This is a genomic window from Flavobacterium salilacus subsp. salilacus (assembly GCF_004634195.1).
In the GTDB taxonomy this organism is placed as follows: Bacteria; Bacteroidota; Bacteroidia; order Flavobacteriales; family Flavobacteriaceae; genus Flavobacterium; species Flavobacterium salilacus.
In genome coordinates, this window is sequence record NZ_SKBP01000003.1 from 42,182 (window position 1) to 65,638 (window position 23,457).

Annotated in this window: 26 protein-coding genes and 1 other RNA gene; 12 read left to right on the top strand and 15 right to left on the bottom strand. The window is 38.5% G+C overall.

Annotated elements, in window-relative coordinates; all coding sequences use genetic code 11:
• Positions 1–22 precede the first annotated feature (22 nt).
• On the top strand, positions 23–736 hold the full coding sequence (locus E0W68_RS04925) for a sulfite exporter TauE/SafE family protein (protein ID WP_135218305.1): 714 nt from the start codon (positions 23–25) through the stop codon (positions 734–736).
• Between the two features lie 48 nt (positions 737–784).
• Here the strand turns inward: E0W68_RS04925 and hemN are convergent, their stop codons facing one another.
• Positions 785–2,149 carry an oxygen-independent coproporphyrinogen III oxidase gene (gene hemN / locus E0W68_RS04930; RefSeq protein WP_135218306.1) on the bottom strand — a complete coding sequence of 455 codons (1,365 nt, stop codon included), beginning with the start codon at positions 2,147–2,149 and terminating at the stop codon, positions 785–787.
• A gap of 114 nt (positions 2,150–2,263) precedes the next feature.
• On the opposite strand from hemN, the gene E0W68_RS04935 reads away from it, so the two are divergent.
• Positions 2,264–2,650 carry a rhodanese-like domain-containing protein gene (locus E0W68_RS04935; protein WP_135218307.1) on the top strand — a complete coding sequence of 129 codons (387 nt, stop codon included), beginning with the start codon at positions 2,264–2,266 and terminating at the stop codon, positions 2,648–2,650.
• Positions 2,651–2,699: 49 nt separating this feature from the next.
• On the opposite strand, the gene E0W68_RS04940 is transcribed toward E0W68_RS04935, so the two are convergent.
• Genes E0W68_RS04940 through E0W68_RS04950 form a run of 3 tightly spaced genes read right to left on the bottom strand, consistent with a single transcriptional unit; the run spans position 2,700 to position 4,722 of the window.
• Positions 2,700–3,506 (bottom strand): alpha/beta fold hydrolase, encoded by an 807-nt coding sequence (locus E0W68_RS04940; RefSeq protein WP_135218308.1) that lies wholly within the window; start codon positions 3,504–3,506, stop codon positions 2,700–2,702.
• Between the two features lie 38 nt (positions 3,507–3,544).
• Positions 3,545–3,820 (bottom strand): GNAT family N-acetyltransferase, encoded by a 276-nt coding sequence (locus tag E0W68_RS04945; RefSeq protein WP_135218309.1) that lies wholly within the window; start codon positions 3,818–3,820, stop codon positions 3,545–3,547.
• Positions 3,821–3,825: 5 nt separating this feature from the next.
• Positions 3,826–4,722 (bottom strand): pirin family protein, encoded by an 897-nt coding sequence (locus tag E0W68_RS04950; RefSeq protein ID WP_135218310.1) that lies wholly within the window; start codon positions 4,720–4,722, stop codon positions 3,826–3,828.
• Positions 4,723–4,884: 162 nt separating this feature from the next.
• On the opposite strand from E0W68_RS04950, the gene E0W68_RS04955 reads away from it, so the two are divergent.
• Positions 4,885–7,563, top strand: coding sequence for a BspA family leucine-rich repeat surface protein (locus E0W68_RS04955; protein WP_135218311.1), 2,679 nt, complete (start codon positions 4,885–4,887; stop codon positions 7,561–7,563).
• An 84-nt stretch (positions 7,564–7,647) separates the two neighbouring features.
• Here E0W68_RS04955 and E0W68_RS04960 read toward each other — a convergent pair whose 3' ends face one another.
• Positions 7,648–8,646: a glycosyl hydrolase gene (locus E0W68_RS04960; RefSeq protein WP_135218312.1), complete on the bottom strand. Its 999-nt coding sequence runs from the start codon at positions 8,644–8,646 to the stop codon at positions 7,648–7,650.
• A 209-nt stretch (positions 8,647–8,855) separates the two neighbouring features.
• On the opposite strand from E0W68_RS04960, the gene E0W68_RS04965 reads away from it, so the two are divergent.
• Both E0W68_RS04965 and E0W68_RS04970 read left to right on the top strand, forming a co-directional pair.
• Positions 8,856–9,692, top strand: a complete 837-nt coding sequence (locus E0W68_RS04965) for a hypothetical protein (RefSeq protein ID WP_135218313.1) — start codon at positions 8,856–8,858, stop codon at positions 9,690–9,692.
• Positions 9,689–10,972, top strand: coding sequence for a flippase (locus tag E0W68_RS04970; protein ID WP_135218314.1), 1,284 nt, complete (start codon positions 9,689–9,691; stop codon positions 10,970–10,972). The genes E0W68_RS04965 and E0W68_RS04970 overlap by 4 nt, the downstream gene beginning before the upstream one ends.
• A gap of 116 nt (positions 10,973–11,088) precedes the next feature.
• Here E0W68_RS04970 and E0W68_RS04975 read toward each other — a convergent pair whose 3' ends face one another.
• From E0W68_RS04975 to E0W68_RS05010, 8 genes are all read right to left on the bottom strand, one after another.
• Complete coding sequence (locus E0W68_RS04975; protein ID WP_135218315.1) at positions 11,089–11,463, bottom strand: rhodanese-like domain-containing protein; 375 nt, start codon at positions 11,461–11,463, stop codon at positions 11,089–11,091.
• 2 nt (positions 11,464–11,465) lie between these two features.
• The gene (locus E0W68_RS04980) at positions 11,466–11,675 is read right to left on the bottom strand and encodes a hypothetical protein (protein WP_135218316.1); all 210 of its coding nucleotides are present in this window, start codon (positions 11,673–11,675) and stop codon (positions 11,466–11,468) included.
• A gap of 3 nt (positions 11,676–11,678) precedes the next feature.
• Positions 11,679–11,987 (bottom strand): rhodanese-like domain-containing protein, encoded by a 309-nt coding sequence (locus E0W68_RS04985; RefSeq protein ID WP_135218317.1) that lies wholly within the window; start codon positions 11,985–11,987, stop codon positions 11,679–11,681.
• Between the two features lie 13 nt (positions 11,988–12,000).
• Complete coding sequence (locus E0W68_RS04990) at positions 12,001–13,392, bottom strand: MBL fold metallo-hydrolase (RefSeq protein ID WP_135218318.1); 1,392 nt, start codon at positions 13,390–13,392, stop codon at positions 12,001–12,003.
• A gap of 101 nt (positions 13,393–13,493) precedes the next feature.
• Complete coding sequence (locus E0W68_RS04995) at positions 13,494–14,123, bottom strand: Crp/Fnr family transcriptional regulator (protein WP_135218319.1); 630 nt, start codon at positions 14,121–14,123, stop codon at positions 13,494–13,496.
• A gap of 37 nt (positions 14,124–14,160) precedes the next feature.
• Positions 14,161–14,574 (bottom strand): DUF6691 family protein, encoded by a 414-nt coding sequence (locus E0W68_RS05000; RefSeq protein WP_135218320.1) that lies wholly within the window; start codon positions 14,572–14,574, stop codon positions 14,161–14,163.
• A 12-nt stretch (positions 14,575–14,586) separates the two neighbouring features.
• Positions 14,587–15,915, bottom strand: a complete 1,329-nt coding sequence (locus E0W68_RS05005; RefSeq protein ID WP_135218321.1) for a hypothetical protein — start codon at positions 15,913–15,915, stop codon at positions 14,587–14,589.
• Between the two features lie 3 nt (positions 15,916–15,918).
• Positions 15,919–16,476, bottom strand: a complete 558-nt coding sequence (locus E0W68_RS05010) for a YeeE/YedE family protein (protein WP_135218322.1) — start codon at positions 16,474–16,476, stop codon at positions 15,919–15,921.
• A 184-nt stretch (positions 16,477–16,660) separates the two neighbouring features.
• Between E0W68_RS05010 and E0W68_RS05015 the strand changes: the two genes are divergently transcribed.
• The 6 genes from E0W68_RS05015 to E0W68_RS05040 are packed head-to-tail and all read left to right on the top strand — an operon-like array spanning position 16,661 to position 21,038.
• Positions 16,661–16,996, top strand: coding sequence for a hypothetical protein (locus E0W68_RS05015; RefSeq protein ID WP_135218323.1), 336 nt, complete (start codon positions 16,661–16,663; stop codon positions 16,994–16,996).
• 51 nt (positions 16,997–17,047) lie between these two features.
• Positions 17,048–17,473 (top strand): DoxX family protein, encoded by a 426-nt coding sequence (locus tag E0W68_RS05020; protein ID WP_135218324.1) that lies wholly within the window; start codon positions 17,048–17,050, stop codon positions 17,471–17,473.
• Complete coding sequence (locus E0W68_RS05025) at positions 17,470–17,907, top strand: DsrE family protein (protein WP_162845802.1); 438 nt, start codon at positions 17,470–17,472, stop codon at positions 17,905–17,907. Before E0W68_RS05020 ends, E0W68_RS05025 begins: the two co-directional genes overlap by 4 nt.
• A gap of 56 nt (positions 17,908–17,963) precedes the next feature.
• Positions 17,964–18,890, top strand: a complete 927-nt coding sequence (locus tag E0W68_RS05030; protein ID WP_135218326.1) for a YeiH family protein — start codon at positions 17,964–17,966, stop codon at positions 18,888–18,890.
• 15 nt (positions 18,891–18,905) lie between these two features.
• Positions 18,906–19,325, top strand: a complete 420-nt coding sequence (locus E0W68_RS05035; protein WP_135218327.1) for a DsrE family protein — start codon at positions 18,906–18,908, stop codon at positions 19,323–19,325.
• A 12-nt stretch (positions 19,326–19,337) separates the two neighbouring features.
• Positions 19,338–21,038: a bifunctional metallophosphatase/5'-nucleotidase gene (locus E0W68_RS05040; RefSeq protein ID WP_135218328.1), complete on the top strand. Its 1,701-nt coding sequence runs from the start codon at positions 19,338–19,340 to the stop codon at positions 21,036–21,038.
• Between the two features lie 39 nt (positions 21,039–21,077).
• Here the strand turns inward: E0W68_RS05040 and E0W68_RS05045 are convergent, their stop codons facing one another.
• Complete coding sequence (locus tag E0W68_RS05045) at positions 21,078–22,340, bottom strand: NAD(P)/FAD-dependent oxidoreductase (protein ID WP_135218329.1); 1,263 nt, start codon at positions 22,338–22,340, stop codon at positions 21,078–21,080.
• A gap of 279 nt (positions 22,341–22,619) precedes the next feature.
• On the opposite strand from E0W68_RS05045, the gene E0W68_RS05050 reads away from it, so the two are divergent.
• Positions 22,620–22,931 (top strand): T6SS immunity protein Tdi1 domain-containing protein, encoded by a 312-nt coding sequence (locus E0W68_RS05050; protein WP_135218330.1) that lies wholly within the window; start codon positions 22,620–22,622, stop codon positions 22,929–22,931.
• Positions 22,932–23,053: 122 nt separating this feature from the next.
• Here E0W68_RS05050 and ssrA read toward each other — a convergent pair.
• Positions 23,054–23,449: a transfer-messenger RNA gene (gene ssrA, locus E0W68_RS05055) on the bottom strand.
• Between the last annotated feature and the right edge of the window lie 8 nt (positions 23,450–23,457).

Here is a 23,457-nt window from a genome sequence, read left to right on the forward strand (position 1 = left end):
TTTGGATATAATTTAAATACAGATGCTGTATTCAGCTTTCATATTAGGTTTACTCTCCAGCCTGCATTGCATAGGCATGTGTGGTCCTATAGCCATGATGCTGCCTGTTGACAGGAATAACCCCGCAAAAAAAGTATTCCAAATAATGCTGTACCACCTGGGCAGGCTTACTGCCTATGGCAGCTTAGGACTTGTTTTCGGTATTATGGGCAAAGGTTTGTACTTGGCAGGTATGCAACAGCAAGTATCTATAATTGCAGGTATTATAATGATTAGTATTGTAATGATTCCTGAAAAGGTATTTATGCGCTACAACTTTTCCAAACCTGTATATAGGCTAATTGCTAAAGTAAAAACGGGCTTGGGCAGTCAGTTTAAAAAACGAAGTTATAAAGCACTCTTTATAACAGGGCTTTTAAACGGTTTCTTGCCTTGTGGCTTGGTGTATGCTGCTTTATTTGGTGCTATCGCCATGCAAAATGCCACACTGGGTGTTAGTTATATGGTATTGTATGGCGCGGGTACTATCCCTATGATGAGTGCCGTAGTATATGTTTCTGGCTTCATGTCAGGGCATTGGCGCAATAAAGTATCCGGTTTAGTACCTTATGCGGCTGTTTTTATAGGCATGCTGTTTATAGTGCGGGGGCTTGGTCTTGGCATACCTTTTATATCTCCGTCAGATGCCGGTCTTTTTGTACAGAGCAATCCTGATTGTGTACTAATAAATCATTAAAAGAGCCGCTATTAACAGCGGCTCTTTCGTTTTTAGTTTGAGTTGGTTTTATACTGTCATCGAAAACAGTTTCGTTTGCGGAGCTTTACGTTTTAACCTCAAATCGAAAGCCATGCATATATTCCTTATAAAAGGTTTGCCCTTTTCGGTTACTGTTATGGTATTTTTTCCTATTATGAGTAATTCGTCGTTTTCCATTTCGTGAAGACTCTCCAGTACTTCGGTCAATTCGCTAAAGTATTCTGATTTTTCCTGCCACGATGTTTTAAAAGTACACATAAGGTTAAGTATATGTTTACGTATTATAAGATCTTCATCAGTAAGTAAGTGCCCTCTGAATACAGGAAGTTCGTTCATCTCCAGTTTATGATAATAATCCTCTAAGTTTTTTTCATTTTGAGCAAAACTGTACCAGCTATCGCTTATGGATGATACTCCCAAACCAACCATTAGCTGCGTTTTACTGGCACTGTACCCCATAAAGTTTCGGTGCAGTTTCCCTGACGTAAAGGCTTTATACATACTGTCAGTCTCTAAAGCAAAGTGATCCATCCCAATTTCATGAAACCCTTTTTGAGCCAAAAGTTTTTTGCCTATTTCATAAAGCATTCTTTTTTCTTGATCTTGAGGGAGATTACTTTCATCAAAACCACGTTGTCCGTTACCTTTTATCCAAGGCACATGCGCATAGCTGTAAAAGGAAATTCTGTCAGGGTCTAATGACTTTGTTTTTTCTATGGTATCTACAATATTTTCTATGGTTTGAAAAGGTAATCCAAACACCAAATCGTGACTTATAGAGGTATAGCCTATCTCTTTTGCCCAGAAAGTTACTTTTGCCACATTATGAAACGGTTGTATTCTGTGTATAGCCTTCTGAACCTTTTCATCATAATCTTGTACTCCAAAACTCACTCTTCGAAAACCTAAGTCATATAATTTTTGCAGATGCTGTCTTGTAGTATTGTTTGGATGCCCCTCAAAGCTAAACTCATATTCGGGAGCTTTTTCGGCAAGTTTTAAAATACCTGTAATTAGTTTTTCCAGATTTTCAGGACTAAAAAAGGTTGGTGTACCACCACCCAGGTGTAATTCTTTTATTTTTGGTGTTTCGGGCAATAGGTTGCAATATAGTTGCCATTCTTTCAGTACGGCTGCTATATACACCTCCTCTACATCATGACGTTTGGTTATCCGCTTGTTACACCCGCAAAAAGTACACATACTATCGCAAAAAGGTAAGTGTATGTACAGACTAATTCCCTCTGCAGTATTACTTTCATTAAAAGCCCGCTGCATGGTTTGTATCCATTGCCGGGTTGTAAATAACTCCTCTTCCCAATAAGGTACTGTAGGATAGCTGGTATACCTCGGGCCGGGTACATTGTACTTTTGAATTATTGAATTTTCCATAACAGTACTATTTTCAGTACTCAAAAGTAAGGGGGAGCGCAGTGCAAAAAAATGATAATTGTCATGCTACCATTTTTTATGTTTTTTATATCTTAGTGCTTTACACTGATAGCAATGAAAAAAATAGTATACATCTTTACATTACTGCTAATAGTAATAGCATGCGATGAACCAAAAAAGCAAAGCGTAATGCTTGTAAAACCTACTGTTTTTTATGAAAAAATGGCTGAGCAGAAAGGTAAGGTGGTAGATGTACGTACTCCTGAAGAATATAAAGGGGGACATCTTAAGGAAGCTGTTAATATACATTTGTATGATAAAGATTTTGAGCAGCGTATAGAAGAGTTAGATAAAGAAAAACCTGTTTATATATATTGCAAAGTAGGGGGCAGGAGTGCCGAAGCGGTTAAAATTATGGAAGAAAAGGGCTTTAACAGTATTGTAGAGCTTGAGGGTGGTATAGATGCCTGGACACAAGCAAAAAAGCCTATTACTAAATAAGTAAAAGAGCAATCGAGAGAAAGAATTATTAAACAGACTGCTCTTTTATTTATACTATTGCCGGATTACTGATTATATCCAGCCAGTCCATAATATAATCTGCTTCTTCTTTCCACGAACATAACCGATAAGAAAAGTGATTTTTATTTTTAAACTCTTTATAATCGGTTATTGAACTATTATTCCTGTTATACATTATATAATTACTATAGTTAAGCGCGGTAGGAGTTATTCTGTCTGTAGTACCCGAAATTATAAGTAAAGGTTCGCGAGAGGCAGAAAAATCTACCTTTGCACCCTTTGTAAAAAGATCCCTCATTATTTGTTTTGATTGTGGTACAACATCTTTTTGATAGGTATATTTTTGCTCTTCATAAGGAGCACCGTTTGTATAAGCATGTTGCCACTCTTTAAAACTGATTAAATGAGAATTGCTCCCTGAACTAAAAATTCCCGTTATTTTTAACGGTAACCATTTAAAAAAAAACTTTAATGTATATATACCTCTTGGCGGCATAGAGTGTAGCGCTATGCCGGCTGCCATAATGTTATGTTGCAACAGTAACTGCGCAACAAGCCCTCCCATAGAATGTCCTATTACAATAGGTTTTTCAGGCTGTTGTTCTATAATTTTCTTATAATATTCTACGATTTGCGAAAGCCTTGTGTTTGCCAATGAAACATCATTAGGATGCCTGGTTCGCAAAACTTGCGGAGTTGCATTTTTGTATGGCCAGGGCGGGGCTATACAACTATAGCCCCGCCCCTCATAATAGGATATCCATTTATCCCATGTATGATGCCCCGCAAAAGCCCCGGTAATAAATACCACGGATTTTGATTTTATAGGTTTCATCCGGTTAAATTTTTTAGTGCAGGATGTTGTGATGTTTACTATGCGAGCGTATCATGGATTTCTTCCATGCGGTCGAACATTTTTTTAGCGAACGGGCATAATGGTATTATTTTTACCCCTTTTTCACGTGCAAATGCTACGGCTTTATCCAGTAGTTTTATTCCTACCCCTTTAAAAGCAGGGTTTCCAACTGTGTGCTCTATAATAAACTTGTCTTCTCCTGCCCATACATACGTCATTAGTCCCGCTTCGGTTTTTCCATCCATTGCCTTAAAATGTCCTTTTTTTCCATCGTCAAAATGCTCAATGTTCATAGTATTTATTTTTTTAGTTTAAAGTTGGTGTTTTGTTCCGGTAGTGGCACATATCCTGTTTCGCCGGGTATGCGGGGGAATGTCTGTGTTATCCAGCGTTCCTTAGCATCTTCTATAGCCTCTTTTGTAGAGGCTACAAAATTCCAGTATATGTGTCTGGGTTCGGCAAAAGGTTCACCTCCAAAAATGTATATTGTAGTATTTTCGTTCATAGTAAATTGGCATAACGAAGTATCTTTAGCTACCAATAGTTGCTTTGGAGAGAAGGTAGTATCTTCAGCTTCTATGCTTCCTTCCAGTATATATATTGCGCTTTCGCCATACAGGCTGTCGCCAATGCTTACTGTCGTTTTTTCAGTGCTTTTCAGTTCAATAAAATAAAGAGGGCTATATACCGGCACAGGCGATTTTTTCCCAAAGGCTTCTCCCGCAATAAGTTTTGCTTTTACACCATCAATATTCCAAACAGGCATTTCATCTTCCTCTATATGGGCAAATGAAGGCTCTGTATCTTCAAGATGTTTGGGTAAAGCTACCCATATTTGAAGCCCGTGCAACATTTTTTCGGAATTCCTGAGGTAATCAGGAGTCCGTTCAGAGTGTACTATACCCTTGCCTGCGGTCATCCAGTTTACCTGTCCGGGTTTAATTTCTACTACCGTACCCAAACTGTCGCGGTGCATAATACTGCCTTCAAACAGGTAGGTAAGGGTAGATAGTCCTATGTGCGGATGCGGACCTACATCGAGGTTTTCATGGTCGCTCAGCGCGGCGGGACCCATATGGTCTATAAAGGCAAAAGGACCTACCATACGTTTTTCTCTAAAGGGTAATAATCTGCCTACTAAAAAATTACCTATATCGCTGGGGCGTTCTTCTATAATAAGGTTGATATTAGACATGAGTGTTTCTTTTTTAGACTGTTAATTTACGATATATTTTTATATAAAAACACTACTACCTCCCACAAAAACTATTGGTAAAATAACTGAGATATAGTTGTTGAGTAATATTCATGTTGTAAATAATTACTATATTGCACATCAGATAAATACAGAAAAGCTATGAAAAAAAATTACTTTATTTTCCTTTTATTATGCACTTTTGCCAATGCCCAGCAGGCATTCATAACCACTTGGAATATAGAAGAGTCTGATGATTATATTGAGATAGAGGTATTAGGAGATAATGTCAATTATACTATCGATTTTGGCGATGGTACTGTTCTTACAAACCAAACAGGTAATGTATTATATTACTATTCCTCTCTTGGTACACATACTGTTACCATGACGGGTAGTTTTCCGCATATTAAAATTCACAGTTCTTATTTGTCAACGGTAGAGCAGTGGGGTAATAACGTATGGCAGACTATGGAGAGTATGTTTGAATCTTGTAATAATTTTGTTGTTAACGCATCTGATGTTCCTGATTTAAGCCAGTGTACTAGTATGAAAAGGATGTTTTACCAAGCATATGAATTCAATTCCCCCATTGGCAATTGGGATGTCTCTAGTGTTACCAATATGTCGGGAATGTTTAGTAATACATATGCTTTCAATTCGCCTCTTGATAATTGGGATGTTTCCAATGTTACAGATATGTCATATATGTTTGAGTATAGTGATAGTTTTAATCAGCCTCTTGATAGTTGGGATGTTTCCAATGTTACCAATATGGAGAGGATGTTTTCTAACGCAGCCTATTTTAATCAATCATTAAACAATTGGGATGTTTCCAATGTCACTAATATGGGATGGATGTTTAATGAAGCATATTTTTTCAATTCTCCCATTAGCAGTTGGGATGTATCCAATGTTATCAATATGGTAAGTATGTTTGCTGATACTTTTAATTTTAATCAGCCATTGAACAATTGGGATGTTTCAAATGTTACTGATATGAGTTACATGTTTCAGTATGCGACGGATTTTAATCAACCATTGGACAATTGGGATGTGTCAAATGTTACCAATATGAGTAATATGTTTAATAATACAGATGATTTTAACCAACCATTGGGCAACTGGGATGTGTCGAATGTTACCAATATGGAAAGCATGTTTAGAAGTTTGTTTTATTTTGATCAACCATTAAATAATTGGGATGTGTCAAATGTTACCGATATGTCGGGGATGTTTAATGGTACTGATACCTTTAATCAGGATCTCTCTGATTGGAACTTTAATAATGAGGTTATTTTGGATTCGTTTGTTAGAGCGTCAGCATTAGATACCCACAATTATGATGTACTATTGTTGCGTTTCGTCCAATTACAATTGGAAAATAAATCTATGGACTCCTATTCATTGCACTACTGTAATGAAGGAATTAGAAACTATTTGATTGATGTTTTAAACTGGACTATCACCGGAGACAGCTTGGGCGAAGATTGCGAAGGCAATACCATAACAGGAACAGTATTGTATGACCAGGATGCTAACGGTTGTAGCGAAGATGATACTCCGGCTTATAACATGCTGGTAAAAGCCACTGACGGCACGTATAACTTTGCTGCTGTTACCGCTGCTACTGGTGCCTATAACCTGAGAGTACTGGAAGGTACTTATACTGTTGAACCACTAAACCTACCCAGTTATTTTACCGCAAGCCCCGCAAGCACTAACGTAACCTTTACAGGTTTTGATAACGAAGAAGAAATCAATTTCTGTCTTACGGCAAATGAAACGGTGGAAGACCTTAACATAACCCTGTTGCCTTTAGAAGAAGCCCGCCCGGGATTTGACTCCAACTATAAACTTATTGCAGAAAATATAGGCACACAAACCGTAGCCTCGGCAACAGTGACCTTTGTTTATGATGAAGCCATACAGGCGTTTGTAAGTTCGAGTGAAACTCCTGTTACTAATACCACAGGACAGCTTACCTTTACGCTAACGGATATACTGCCACTTCAAACTAAGAATATCAATATTACCATGAATACCTTTGCCCCGCCAACCGTAAATGGTGATGAAGTAATTGAATTTATAACTTCAGTTATACCCGATACTAATGACGCTACTCCTGAAGATAATACATTTACATTAGAGCAAATAGTAGTAAACTCTTTTGACCCAAATGACAAGCGAGTACTACAAGGTGAAGAAATTTTTATAGAGCAGGCAGGCGAATATCTTGATTATATCATCCGATTCCAAAATACAGGAACAGCCAGTGCCATAACTGTAAGAATAGAAGACGAGTTAAGCCCGATGTTGGACTGGACAACTTTTCGCCCTATAAGCGCGAGCCATGATTATGAATTGACATTAACCAACGGTAACGAGCTTGAATTTATTTTTAATAACATTAATCTGCCACATGAAGCAGCCGATGAACCGGGAAGCCATGGGTATATAGCCTATAAAATTAAGCCTGTTGCAGGATTAGAAATAGGTGATATCATCAATGCCAATGCAGCAGAGATATTTTTTGATTATAACCTGCCAATAATTACTAATAGCACCACAACAGAAATTGTGGAAACTTTAGGAATCCACCAGGTTGCAGCCGATGCAGTACAGCTATATCCAAACCCTGCAGGAGATATTTTAAACATCATTGTAGCTAATGGCACTCAGGTTAATGAAGTAATCATTTACAACATGCAGGGAAGACAGTTACTATCAAAGCAAAACTTTACAGAACCCATAGATGTAAGAAGCCTGAATATAGGAATGTATATGGTTTCGGTAAAAACAAACAAGGGTTTAAGTACTTATAAATTGATTAAAAATTAAAATTAATTAATATTCTTCAAAGAAAAAGCCGCAACATTTGCGGCTTTTTCTTTTGTATCACTTTTTCTCAAGAGAGAGAGTAAATTACTTATTATAAAGTGTTACTTCGTCGCGGGTAAGTACTTTATCGTTATTATAGACTTCCAATACTCTTTCTTTTGAGTTATGGTCTGTAAGCCAGTTGCTCCAAACCATAAACCAACTCCATTTTGGCTGTACATCCAGTATGTTTTTTTTGGGCAGCTCGCCAACCTCGCCCAGTGTTACAATTTTACCTTGCGCCAATTCCAGTATTTCATTATAATCTTTTTGTTCATAATCAAAATGGTAAATATCAGTAGCTATAATATCTACGTAGGCATTGCCCGGATAAAAGTCGATATAAGAAAAAGCTTCATCTTCAGGTATATCCCTTGGGGCATTAGCATTCCATACCCAAATCAGGTTGTTTAGTTTATGATGATTTACAAATCTGTCATACATAATGTGCCACAGTTTTTGATAACCGTCTTTACCTTTTTTATTACCCCACCAAAACCATACTCCGTTCATCTCATGAAGTGGTCTCCACAATACAGGAATATTAGCATCTCGTAGCTGCTTAAGGTAACCTGCCACGATATCCATTCGAGCCATAAAGGTAGTATAAAGTGGTGTGCCGGGTGTGGTTAGCTCTTTCCACTCTTTGTCGGTAACTTTTCCCTGTATGCTTTCCAGCCAGCCGAAAGGAGGCTCGTCAGTCGGTCTTCCCGCATGCCACATCAGGGTGATGATAGTTCCTTCTTTATGTTTTTGTATCGCATCATCAACTATCCGTTGTCCCGGATCTTCAGTACCATTCCATATAAAATCAGTACCCCATATGGCAGGATATTTACCTGTCATATCATGTACCATATTGTAGTACTTATCGGAATCTTGGTTGTAGCTATGCTGTCCTGACAGCAGGTATTTCCCGTTGATACTATACAAATAACTCAATAAGGCTTTTGCTTCTTTTGAAGCATTTTTATTTACAGGTGCTATTTGAGCACTTGCAATAATGGTAATAAAATAAAGGACAGAGGTATATAAATTTTTCATTTTTATAGATAATTAATTCATCCATAAAAATAGGGTTATGTTAGAGTTGAGGGTAATAGGATACTGTCAAATTAATGTACAAAACGATTAGAATAACAGTATTGCTGTTATATTCTTATTTGAGCATTAATTTCCATATTGTTTTTTTTAGACTAATTTTACGCCTTTATCGTTTTTTAGATATATTTCTTTAAGAATTAAAAACCAGTATGAGCAGAGCAGGAGCAAGCCCAAAAATAAATGTTATTTTCAGATCGTGCGATTTGGTTAATGCAGTTCATAATGCGCCAAGACCTTTTAATCTTGATAAAAAAACACTTATAAAAATTTGTTTCAAGAGCTTGTATAATGCTTTGCAAGGATTTAATTATCATATTGTGGTGCTGGGCGATAACCTTTCGCCTGAAATGAAGTCATTTTTTTCAGGCTTTGATATTGAGTTTATAGAAGGGGTGTTTGGTAATGATAATTCGATAAGGGAAACGATTAAAATTGCCGAACGATTTAATGATGATGAGTGGGTTTATTTTTGCGAAGACGACTACTTGCATACTAAAGACGCGATGCAAAAAATAATAACTCTTATTACTGAAAAGGAAACAATAATACCGGGAAATATCAGGGTAAATCAGCTTTTAAGAAAACGCCAAATCACATTATTGTCTATCCCTCGATTTTTTAAAAAACCTAATTTGGTTGTTTTCCCTGCGGATTACCCTGACCGTTATATGCAGGAGTTTAGTAAGCGTGATTTTATATTTCATACTACCAATAGTCATTGGAGGCAGGTATACGATACAACCTTTACTTTTTTAATGCAGGTAAAAGACGTGAAAAATAAAAGACAAATTTTGTGGAAGTCAGCAAATAAAGCCAATGACCGCTATTTGAGTAGTAACTTATATGGCAAGTCATTCTTTTTTAATAAGCTGTTATGCCTTTCACCACTGCCATCGGTTGCTACTCATATGCATGAACAAACCATGTCGCCCCTGCAAGACTGGGAAGGAATAGTTAATGAACTGAAAGCGGAAATTTCCTCATGATAAAAAAACTGCTGGCTGATAAAGAGGCTTTACACTATGTACTTTCTAAGGGAGGGATAAATTTTTTATTCCGAATGGTGGCAATGCTTTTCAGCTTTATAGTAATGTGGTTTATGACCAACTATTATGGCGGAACTGTTTGGGGAAACTATTCTCTTGCGCTTACGGTTATGCAAATAGCGGCTATGTTTTTTGCATTAGGTTTACCCAATGCTTTTATAAGCTTTTCCGGAGCATTTACTTCTGCCGAGCAATCTAAAGGGTTATTAGTAAAGTCTATAAAACTGGTACTGTTATCATCTATAGTACCCGTATTGCTTTTTTCGATGGGTGCCGGTTTTATTGCGTCGTATATTTTTGAGAAAGAGTATATGTACAACTATATACTCATTATTGCATTAGGCGTGCCCTGTATGATGGTTCACGAAATTATGTGCTATTACTTCATGGCGGTAAAAAAGTTTATACTCTACGGGCTTTCTATATTTATATTGCCTAATGTGTTTCTTATTACTGCATTACTATTCTTGTATTACAATAACATAGGCGATTATTTTACTTTTTATGCCTATATAGGAGCTTATCTGGTTACGCTTATTATTGGGCTTGTTTATATTTTCGGGAAAAGAGCCAAGATTATTTATCCTGATATAACAAAACGTGATATTTTCAGAAAATCGTTCCCGATGATGATGAGTGGTATTTTTCTGCTGTTGTTAAACTGGACAGATATGCTCATGTTAGGGCGCTATGTAACTTCCGAAATGATAGGAATTTATAATACGGCTTTTAAAATAGGGTATCTGTCGCTCTTTTTTGTAGTATCAATGAACGCTGTAATACTGCCTAAAGTATCAGAATTGTACCATCAAAAAAATACAGTAGAGATGAAAAAGGTAGTACATCGCTCCACACAATTAGTTATATTGCTGACATTGCCGTTGGCTTTCGGACTTATTTTCTTTCGAGATATGATACTCGGCGTGTTTGACGACCATGCCGGGGTGGGAGGTGTTACTTTAACCCTGATTACACTTGGAGGTTTATATAACGCTATGACAGGAAATGTTGACCAGATATTAAATATGACTAATAACCATAAGAGCGTTAGTGTAATTTTCTTTTCAGGATTTGTCGTCAATGTGATACTTAACCTCTTCCTCATTCCTGCCTATGGTATAGAGGGCGCAGCAATAGCAAGTTTAGTTACCAATATTTATGTAAATACCGTATTTGTAATTATCATCCGCAAAAAACTGGGCTTTTATACCTTTATATAGAGACAAACAGGCAAATAACATCTGTTTTTCATCATGTAACGGTAGTTGTTACAGCGAAAAAAGCAGCTAACCAAATCATTCCCGAACACGTGCATAAATGTGCACCAAGTATATACTTACTGTACCGTTTCCCCACTCCATGCGTTAATACCGCCCTTAAGGTCATAAATCATGCTAAAGCCCGCCTTTTCCATTTTTCGCGCTGCCATATTACTTCGGTGACCGCTCCTGCAGTAAACATATATTGGTTTATTTTTGTCGAGTTGCTGAATTCTTTTTTCAAAATCAGCATTACTCACATCAACGTTTTTAGCACTTTTGATGTGCCCCTGCCGGAATTCGGCAGGCGTTCGTACATCAACCAGTTGGATTTTATCTTTCAACGCTGAATCCAGCTCCTTAGCCGTTATCTTTTTTACATTATTTTTTTCCTGCCCTTTACAGCTTAAAAATAAAAGCGGGCAAAAAATTAAAAACAGTATCCTTTTCATCGTTATTTTTTATTTCTGTTTATCGAATTTTTACCGGGTGTGCAGGTACCGGAGTTGCACCCGGCGTTAAACAGCGGTAATAAGCACATAATAGCAGCCAGACCAATAAGCAATAAAGAGCCTGACATGAAAGCCTGGTATAAAAGAGCTACCCCTATCAGCAGGCGTACTATTCTTATCAGGCTCCAATTATTAAAAATTGCATCAAACATTATTTAAACAATTTTTCCTGTCCAACCGGAGATACCACCCAAAAGATTATAAGTTTCCTTAAACCCCATTTCCTCCATCACCTGGCAGGCATTGGCACTCCGCTGACCGCTACGGCAGTACACATAATAATTTTTATTTTTATCCATATTGCCCAATGCCGCCAGGAAGCTGTCTTTTTGGAAAATATCCAGGCATTGTGCATGTTCCAGCACGCCGTGTGCGCATTCATTTTCGGTACGCACATCAAGTACAACAGCATTAGAGTCGGAAGCCAGTTTCTCTTCCCATTCTTTCTGAGATAAATTTTTCATGACTTAATGATCGTTAAGATTTTACCGTTTCGTTCCCCTTTTCATTCCACTCCTTCATCCCGGCAGAATAATTTTTCACTTTAATACCATGTTTCTCAAGCAGCGATTGCGCTATGGCAGCCCTGTCGCCACTCTGGCAGTGAATAACCACCTGCTTATTTGTATCAATCTTATCGAGGTTCTTTTCCAGTGTACCTACAAAAACATTTTCAGCACCTTTAATATGCCCTTCCTTATATTCGCTTTCACCACGAACATCCACTATTTGAGCATCATCCTTATCAATATACGATTTAAAAGTTTCTATATCAATTATCTCGCTATTCTCTGTTTTTATGTCAAGAGAAGTTATATCCTCTACAAAGCCGTAGATATTATCCAGCCCAATCCTCATCAGTTTGCGGGTAAGGTCGTCCATTTGGCTTTGGTCAGCTACCAGTATAAATTGTTCTTCATAATTAAGAATCCATCCACACCAGGTTGCAAAGGAATTATTGCCTTGTATGTTAATTGAATTTGGAAGATGTTCTTTGGCAAAATCAAATTTGTTGCGGGTATCAATCACTTTGATGCCCTTATTGTAGGCATCGGTAAACTGCTCTTTTGTCAGTTTACTATGTTTTGGAACTTCGATAAGCAGGGGTCGGGATACTTTATTGAGATGTTTCATCATGGCAAAATATTTTGGAGGCTCAGGTTGCCCATCTAAAAGGTAATCCACAAATCCCTGCTCATTATTTTCATATTGAAAAGCCCAGTTCCGTATCATTTCATAACCTACCGTTGAGCTTGGCACTGCTCCCAGTGCCTTGCCACAGGCAGAACCGGCACCATGTCCGGGCCAAACCTGTACATATTCAGGAAGCGTTGCAAAACGCTGTATAGACTCATACATCTGCTTTGCGCCTTTTTCCTGAGTGCCGGTAAATCCGGCAGCTTTCTCTAAAAGGTCAGGACGACCTATATCGCCCACAAATACAAAGTCGCCGGTAAATATCATAATGGGTTTATCGGTAGCAGGATGGTCGGTCAGCAAAAAGCTGATACTTTCCGGGGTGTGACCCGGTGTGTGCAACACCTCCAATGTAAGGTTACCTACTTTAATGGTATCGCCATGTTTTAATCCAATGTGGTCAAACTCATATTGCCAGCCTTCACCACCTTCATCCGACAGGTACATTTTTGCTCCTGTAGCGGCTTCCAGTTCGCGAGAGCCTGCAAGGAAATCGGCATGAATGTGTGTTTCGGCAATATGGGTAATTTTCATATTGTTTTGTTTGGCAATCTCAAGGTAAGTGTCAATATCCCTTTTGGCATCTATTACAATAGCTTCGCCTTTTGCCTGACAACCTATAAAGTAACTGGCCTGTGCCAGTGATTTATCATATACGTGTTGAAAATACATAAGTGTTATTTTAAGTTGATATTAATCTGACTTTTAATTTAAAAGGTAAAGTTACCAATGTTGTATAGCCTGTGCAGTAACAAAAGTTACATAGGGTATATTTATTTTAAAAGTTCAATAGTATTGCGGTTAAGTTTTATGATCCCTTCATTTTCAAGGGCTTTCAGAAGGCGGGATATTACCACACGCGAGGTGTTAAGCTCATAGGCAATTTCCTGATGGGTGTTGGCAATTACTGATGACCGATTTACTTTTGCTTTCTCCCTAAGATAGTTCAGCAGGCGCTCGTCCATCTTCATAAAGGCAAGATTATCTATAGCAGAGAGCATTTCACTAAGTCTTTTATTGTAACTGCTAAAAACAAAGTTGCGCCAGCTTTTGTATTTACCCAGCCATTCCTCCATTTTTGTAATGGGTATCATGGCTACAGTACCATTAGTTTCGGCTATAGCGCGTATTTCGCTTTTAGTATCGCCAAGGCAGCATGCCAAGGTCATGGCACAGGTGTCGCCTTTTTCGAGAAAGTAGAGTAGTAGCTCACCTTCGGTACGGTCTTCACGCAATATTTTTATAACACCATTTATAAGTAACGGCATCTGCCGTATATATTGCCCAATTTCAATCAGATGGTCGCCTTCATTAAAATCCATCAATGTTGCAACGCTTTCAATTTCTTCAATCAGCTTGGGTTCAAATATTGTGCTGTATGCTTCTTTGAGTAATTCATTCATAATTTAGAAATAGTTGGCATTTCTGTAAAGGTACAAATTAATGAGGTAGTTTGTTTTTTAACAGACCATAGACCCATGTGCCGGCAACAGCCCCGCCTATTACAATGAGGATGGGAAAAAAACCGGCACCAAGCAGTGTAAACATAGGACCCGGGCAAGCACCTGCAAGTGCCCAGCCTAAGCCGAAAATAATTCCCCCGAACATATAGCGGGCGAAGCTTTTTTCTTTGGGTACAAACTCTATCGTGCCGCCTCCCATATGTTTAAGCTCACGCCGTTTAATAATTTGTACTACGATAATGCCAAGCATAAGTGCCGAGCCAATTATACCATACATATGAAAAGATTTAAACTGGAACATCTCGTAAATGCGAAACCATGAAGCGGCTTCTGACTTGAACATAACGATACCAAAGAAGATACCTATAATTAAAAAAACTAAGTTTTTCATTTGTTATAATTTTTAAAAATTAAAATTGCTTATTACATTTAATTGACTGTAGTCACTTACGTTAAACACATCAGCCGGGGTATGTACATTTTTATTTTCACGCCATACATACATTATGGCAATATCCAGCCCTTGCAAAAAGTCTTTAAAACTATACTGCAACCTGCTGTTTATTTGGTAATAATCATCGAGCCCGTATTTATTGAACTGATAATTTTCTGCTCCCGGACCATCAATACCTGTGGCATCCATACCCACTGTTAGCCCTTTTTCTTTAAGTGAATATTGAAGGCTTATTTTTACCACATCGGCATTACCGAAACCTTCAATACGGCTACGGGGCATGGAGGTATAAAACTGGTCGCGACCAAACTCTTTAGGGAAAAGATATCTCCCGCTATCAAAAGCTTTTGTATAGGCTACAGAGGTTTCAAAACCAGAGTATTTATAATCTAACATAATACTGGCTACCTGCCCGTTTTCGCCGGGCTGTATATAACGGTTGGTATAAGGCAGTTTTTTTTGCGTGTTATAAGGTATTTGATAGGAATACTGAATGCCTGCAGAGAAAAATTTACTATGATAAAATGCTTCTGCCCAAGCAGTATTCAGTAAATCATCTATATGGGTGTCCCAAAAGTTGAGATTAAACCTGCCAAGCGTTTTGTTTACCCCTATAAAGGCTAACATATCTGTTGCAGTATATCCTTCATAGGCTGCATATTTACCGTCAGGCTGATATCCGTTGTTAACTAATCCTATTGCTTTATGCATTTTAAACCATTCGGTCATGCTACGGGGTGATACCCCGTTAAGCCCCGATACATCTACAGATAATGTTGAGTCAACAACAATATGGCAGTTAATCCCTTTAAAAGCAAAACCTTTCATCCTTCCGTCACTTTTATTAATAAGCGGATGGTATTCCAAAGGAATCTTACCTACTGCTATGTAAGAGTTTTTGTAACGGTATTTAAGGAATAATTCTTCCATTCGGTCAAGGTCATAATAATTATCAGGGTTATTAAGGTCAAAAAGTTCCTGTTCCCATTTTGATGATTTATCGGTTACGGAGTCTGTAGCATTAAGGTTAGCCCCAAAAGTCTTAAACGTAAACACTCCCGAAATACCCACCTGAAAACCATTAAACTCTTTAGTAGTATAGCCTATTAGCCCACCTGTGGCATTGGCATGATAATTTTTTAAGTTATGGTTGTTTGTTGCCATAAAGTAATTACGGATATGACCTTCTGTTTTCCCGCCTTCAAAATAATGCAGCAGGCTTTTTTCCTGTGCTTGCGCTGTTATAACTGAAAGGAGTACAATAGCCAGTATCCGCATCGTCTAAAATAGTATTGGGAACAGCAGGTGCACCATAATTAGCCCACCGATAAAAAAACCTATCACAGCAACAAACGAAGGTAACTGTAGGTTGCTCAGTCCTGATATGGCATGCCCTGAGGTACACCCCCCTGCATAACGCGCACCAAAACCAACTAAAAAACCACCCAAAACTAATAGCCCAAGTGTTTTAGCCGAAGAAAATGCTTGATTGCTAAAAAGTTCTGTGGGAAGATAGCTGCTGCCGGCACTTTCAAAACCTTTTTGCTTTAGCTGTGCTATAACATCAGGATTAATATCCGGCACAGGGTTGTCTGACAGAAAGTGCATTGCTATAAACCCTCCTATAATTGCGCCCGCCATAACAAAAAGATTCCAACGCTGTCCACGCCAGTCAAAACAAAAGAAATCGCAGTTTTTGCCTGCGCCCAGCGCAGCACATACCGTACGAAGGTTAGATGACATGCCAAAGTTTTTCCCGGCAAATAACAGCGCAGCCATGGTTGCTGCAATAAGAGGTCCGGATACATACCAGGGCCAAGGTTCATAAATCCAGCTCATACTTTATTAATTTTAATGAACTGCAAAATAAAGCACTATGGCAAAGCCAGTCAGTATCTTTTGTTACACAGTAAAAATGTGGAGTGTTAAAACATCAGATGTTAAAAATATGTAAAGTGTAACATTTGTTACAATGTGTTTTCGATATAATGGTTTACTTTGGAGAATAAAATTATACTGTTTGATGAAATTGCCTGTTAGACACATACATATACTCACTTTATTGCTTACAATGGTCATAGCGACACCCTGTAGCATTAAAAAACTGTATGCTGATTTTGTAGGTATTGAAACATCTCATAAACCTAACAATGGCAATGTAAAAGTGCAGTGCCATGTGTTTGTTGCTGACGAAAAGGAAAATGGTAAAGAAGAGACAGCCCTTCTCACTTCGGGTTTTGAAAGTTTTTATTTTACCGCTATCCCGCAGGAATCAAATAGTATTACAACTCCCGGTTTTTTCTTTTCACTTAAAGAAAAAGTACCCACTTATTTACTTTGCCGCAGCTTACTGATTTGATTGATAGGTTTTCTACTTAAAAAACCTATTTTAAATTAAATCAGTTTATATATGACTAAAGACGTTAACGTAAACGGCTTCTCTGTATTATTATTCAGAATAGCCCTCAGTTGTATTTTTATACTTGCGGGAATATCGCACCTTGTTCAACCTGATAAGGTTGCAACCCATATCAATACAGCCACTTTTAAAGAATTTGCAATATTTTTCGGAGATGCCAGGCTGCTTGGGTTGTTATCCGGCTATGTGCTGCTTGTATTTGGCGTTGCCTTTATGCTGGGTATCTATACAAGGTACTCTGCTTTGGTACTTGCAACCATTCTTATCCCTATTACTATTACGGTACAATTGGGTAACGGCTTTTTACACGGCCCGTTATGGAAAAACGTAGCCCTTTTTGGCGGGTTACTGTTTTTCATTATCAACAACCCACACAATTACAACATTATCAATGCAATCAAATTTTCAAAATCATGAAAAAATTAATTATGCTGCTGTTCTTGGCATCAATATCCTTATTTCCTGTAAAAATAAACGCCCAAGACTTAACCGTTGCACAGGTTGAAAACTCAATTAAAAAAGATGGAAAATATGCCATGCTGGTACGTAGTGCAGAGCATTTAAAAGCTTCTGTTAAAACAGCGACCGGACTTATAAAGGAAAACCCACAGTTGGACTTCCAGATAGTAGTTTGCGGTGAACTGGTAAAGAATCTTGTTAATGATAATGAATTACGCCAGCTTATGGATAAAGCTAAAAGCGGAGGAATAACAATATTGGCTTGCGGCCTGTCAATGGATAAATTTAATATTACTGTTAAAGACCTTCCATCATCAGTTATGGTTACCCAAAACGGTCTTGTTTATATCTTCGGGCTTCAGGAAAACGGATATAAAACCATAACATTGTAAAAATAAACCTGCTGCATTTGCAAAGTAATTAGCATGTAGCACTCACTTATAGTATTATGACAACTACTTATAAAAAAATACTATTCTTTATATTAATGGCATTATGCTTCACGTCATACATTTCCGCACCCCTGGCTTTGGCAGTCGGTATAGCCTTTGCTGTTTTTGCAGGAAACCCATACGCTCAGGAAAGTTCCAAAACGGTTAAGTACCTTTTAAAAATAGCGATTGTAGGTTTGGGTTTCGGGATGAACTTTTATAACGCTGTTAAGGCGGGTAAAGAAGGTTTGCTCTTTACCATTAGTACCATAGTACTGGTGTTAAGTTTGGGATACCTGCTTGGTAAAATTTTAAAAATAAACCCCAAAACATCGTATCTCATCTCATCTGGTACTGCTATTTGCGGAGGCAGTGCCATAGCTGCCGTAGCACCCATTACGGGTGCCAGTCAAAAGCAGATAAGCGTGGCATTGGGCACAGTTTTTACTCTGAATGCGCTTGCTCTACTGCTGTTTCCTGCCATAGGACATTTTATTGGGCTTACCCAGTACCAGTTCGGATTGTGGAGTGCCATTGCCATACACGATACCAGTTCGGTTGTGGGTGCAGCGTCAGCCTATGGTGACGAAGCCCTGCAGGTAGCTACCACTGTTAAACTGGGTCGTGCTTTATGGATCATTCCGTTGTCATTGCTTACCGTAGCCATCAACAAGAACAGTACAGGTAAAATCGCCATTCCTTATTTTATTTTGCTGTTCATTGTTGCCATGATAGTGAGTACAATGCTCCCCCAGTACCAAGATGTTTACGGTTGGATAACCTTTGCAGCCAAAAAAGCACTAACGGTTACTTTATTTCTTATAGGTACGGGGCTGTCGCTCGATACTATAAAAGCAGTAGGATTTAAGGTGTTTTTACAAGGTGTATTGTTATGGATAGCTATAAGTATCCTGTCACTGGTAACCATTACACTCATTTATTAATTTAAAATTTAAGATATGAAAAACTTTTTAATTGCATTAATAATAGTGACAACTCCTGTAATAGCAACAGCACAGGTAAAAAAAGAAGAAAAACATATGGTGGTTTTCCAGATGAGCAGTGCTGATACAGAGGAACAGAAGGGGCTTATACGCAACCTCAGCCATCTTTTGGAAGGCTGGGGCGATTCTTTTGAAGCCGAAGTGGTGGCACACGGACCGGGCATCAGTTTTGTAACCAATGAATCTGTGGTGGCAAATGAAGTGAAAGGCCTTGCCGCAAAAGGAATAAAGTTTGTAGCCTGCGAAAACACCATGAAACAGAAACATATCAGGCATTCCGATTTGCTTGAAGGAGTCACTACAGTACCCATGGGGCTTGCAGAGATAGTGCTGAAGCAGGAGCAACGCTGGTCTTATATTAAAGGTAATTTTTAAATTTAAACTATAATGAAAAAACGAAGAGATTTTTTAAAGTCGATGGGGCTTTTGGGACTTGGCACTGCCATTGCCCACCCACTGTCGGCATATGCTGATATACAAGAAAGTAAAAGTTGTGAACCAAACTATTCAGGAATAAAACATAAGAATGGTAAAAAACAGGTAATTTCCATATTACAGACTACTGATGTACATTGCCAGGTACACCCGCATGATGAGTTGTTTTGGGAAAATGATGATATAGTTTTTCGCAAGACAGGCGGGTATGCCAATGTAGCGGGAATGCTTAAGATGTTAAGAGATCAGAACCCTAATAGCTATACCATTGATACGGGAGATATGTTCCAGGGAAGCGAACTTTCCGTAGAAACCACAGGAAGAGCATTTGTACCTGTACTGAATGCTATGGACTATGATTTGTACCTGCCGGGCAACTGGGAAGTGGTATATGGAAAGAAAAATATGCAGGATTTGATGGGTTCCCTTACCGCACCTAAAATATGCACAAATATGTACCATGACCTGGGCGGTGGAAAAAAGGGCGAACTGATATTCCAGCCATACCAAATATGGCAAGTGGCAGGTGTGAAAATAGGATTTTTGGGCTATACCGACCCATTGGTGCCCAAAAGGCAGTCGCCTATTTACAGTAAAGGAATACTTTATACACCACCGGAGGAGAACCTGGAACATTATGTAGATGTCCTGAAAAACCAGGAAAAATGTGCTTTTATAATTGTTATAGCCCATTTGGGGCTTTCTCAGCAAATTGCGCTTGCCAACAGGGCTGAATGCGAAGGCGTAAATTATATTTTGGGCGGCGATACGCATGAGCGTGTACGCAAGCCCATAGAATGCAGGTATGCCAAAGTGGTAGAGCCCGGTGCTTTTGGTTCTTTTATAGGTAAACTCGATTTAACTGTAGAGAATGGTAAAGTAACAGGGGACAGCTATGAACTTATGGAAGTTACAGCCAGCAAAATAAAACCAGATACTGAAGTGGCAAAAATAGTAGCGGAAAATGAAAAGCCCTACCAAGATGAGATTAATAAGGTAATAGGTTACAGTACTATACCGCTGTATCGCTATTTTGTGGTTGAAAACCCTATAGATACCTTAGTACTGGACGGGCTGAAATGGAAGTTTAAGGATGTTGATATAGTACTTTCTAACGGTTTTCGTTTTTGCCCGCCAAATGCCACGCCCGATCATACCGGAAATATCCCGATTACAGAAGGCTATCTGTACGACATGCTTCCGGTAGACAGTACAGTACGTACAGGAAAAGTCACAGGGACACAACTGCAAAAATGGTTGGAAAAAGAACTGAATAATGTGTTTGCCGAAAAAGCGGAAAAACGTTTTGGAGGATGGGTAGTAAAATTTAAAGGTATGGAAGTAACCTTTAATGCCTTTGGTCGGGAAGGCAAACGAGTACAAAGCGTAAAGATAGGTGGTAAGCCACTGGAACCGAATACAACTTACAGTGTACTGGCGTGTGAAAGAGAAGGAGACCCGGAAGATATGCTGTGCCGTATGAAAAATGTGAAGGAGGCACACAATACTGCCTACACATTGCACAGCGCCCTCACAGAGTACCTTAAGGCAAACAGCCCGATAATGCCTGTGCCTGAAGGCAATGCGGTAGCACTGGATGCGCCCGTAACATTGCTTTCCCAAGTTACGGGTGTTGATTACCGGTTTACTTAAAAATATAAAAAAATCAGCGGCTCATAGCCGCTGATTTTTTTATACATCTTCGCCTTTCAGCATTTTGTTCCAGTAAAGGTAAGGCAGCATATATTTTTTTAGCAGCCACAGCCTCCAGTGTTCTTTATAGCTTTTAAATATAAGCATCTGCTTCAGTTTAGGGTCAGGCGTAAATTCGCTCTTATAATTAAATTCGGCCAATACCATTTTTCCATATCCGGTTACCAGCGGGCATGATGAGTAGCCGTTGTAGGATTTGTCATCTGCTGGTTGTTTCTTAATAAGTTTCACTATATTCCTGAGTACTACCGGTACCTGCTTGCGTATGGCTGCCCCCGTTTTGGCTGTAGGTAAACCGGCTACGTCTCCCAGCCCAAATATATTAGAATACTTTTTATGCTGAAGGCTGTTAATATCCACATCCAGCCACCCGGTCTCATTAACAAGGGTTGATTCTTTAATAAATTTTGGAGCGGTTTGCGGGGGTGCCAGATGTAGAAAATCGAAAGGCAGCTCTATTAATGATTCGCCCTGCATTTTTTCACCCAGTATGTTACCTTCATTAACAATACATTTGTTATCCTCTGGCGCAACATTTTTAAAATAGACTATTTTCCGGTCAGCATCAATTTTTACCGGGGCATAAAAGGGTTTAAAATGAATATTATAACGATGAATAACCTTCATCAGTGTTTCTGCCACGATTTTTACCCCGAATATTACTGAACCCGGCGTGGCAAATACTACATTGGTTTTATCAGAGATACCTTTCTTTTTAAAGTAATCAGCCGCCAGGTACATGATTTTTTGGGGAGCCCCGCCGCATTTTATTGGAGTTGTGGGTTGTGTAAATACCGCATTACCGCCTTTAAACTGTTGTAAGCGTTTCCATGTATATTGCGGATCGATATAATTACTGCATACCACTCCTTTATCAACAGCATCCTTTAAGCCTTCAATCAGGCTCAGGTCATTTACAAGCCCGGGGGCAACGATAAGATAGTCATAAGATATAGTACTGCTCTTAGCCGTTGAAACTGTGTTTTCTTCGGGATTGAGCCCTGTGGCAAAATCCTTTATCCAGGTTACACCCTTCGGGATAAAATCACGCATGAGCCTCGCGGTTTTATTATAATCATAAGCTCCTGCACCCACAAGTGTCCAGGCGGGCTGGTAGTAGTGCGTTTCTGATGGCTCAATGATAGCGATATCCGTTATGCTGTACTTTTTTACCAATTGCGCAGCAGCCATAATGCCTCCGGTGCCTCCGCCGATAATAACGATTTGGTATTTTGATTTCATACTCCTTAAGTTTTACGTAAAGCTATGCAGATGAAATCATTAAATGTGTAACAAAAGTTACATACGTTGTTTTTATGGTATTATGCCAACGAATTTTAGTTTGAATCCAAGTCAACGCTATAGAATATGAAACCATCTATTCGACCCAATTGACAGTACAAGGATTTGACGAAATTTTATGTATAAGAGACAAAGAACATCTATTCTTTCATCGTTTAAGGATTTTTTAAAATTATATCCAATTTATCTTAGTTTACAGTTGATAAAGTTTTTCACAATTTGTTTTTTTTAAAAGATAAATACTATCGCTTTAATCCACATTTAAGAATAGCTAATTCAAATTGCCCTAACGATTTAGATTTCCTTTTGAATGCCGTATTAACCAATACTACCAATCTGGAAATCGGCTTCTGTTATGATCTGCATTTACAAAATGCTACACTCCCTGAACTTAAAGAAGATGAAATGTACACACTGGTGCCGGCATTCCCTTTAGGTGGCAGTAAAGAAAGTTCGAGAATTGAAATTGTAAAAATGCAAATTCAGCTTGATATACTGGCACAGTTGTATGATCATAAAACATCAAAATAACAACCATGAAACCATCCGGATTTTTAGACAATCTCGAATAGATTAATCATGCTTAAAAGACTTGGAATTATACCTAAAAAAACATAAAACCTACTTAATTTTATTAAGTAGGTTTTTTCTTTCAGTGGAATCGCCGGGAATCGAACCCGGGTCCAAACAGGCAATTCAAGAGCTTTCTACACGCTTAGTTTCCGCTTAGGTTTTCGATAGTGTGCAAGGTCGGAAACGACCACATACTACTTAGCTTCTTTAGTTTCAAGACCTCTGCAAAGCAAAGAAGTCCCTATGTTTACTTTTACGGTTCCCCTTAACAAAACGCCGTAAACCAAGGCTTTTTAGGAGAATCTCGCTTTCCTACCTTGTAGGAACGAGGCTAATCGTACTATAAATTCGGATTATGCAGCAAGAGCGTAGTTATTTTCGCCGTTTAAAATTGTGAAACATTATTTACAGGATATGTTTCCGTTCCTGGCGTGCTTACCATTCAATTCGACCTGCTGTCAAAACCAGTCGACCCCAAGTAAAT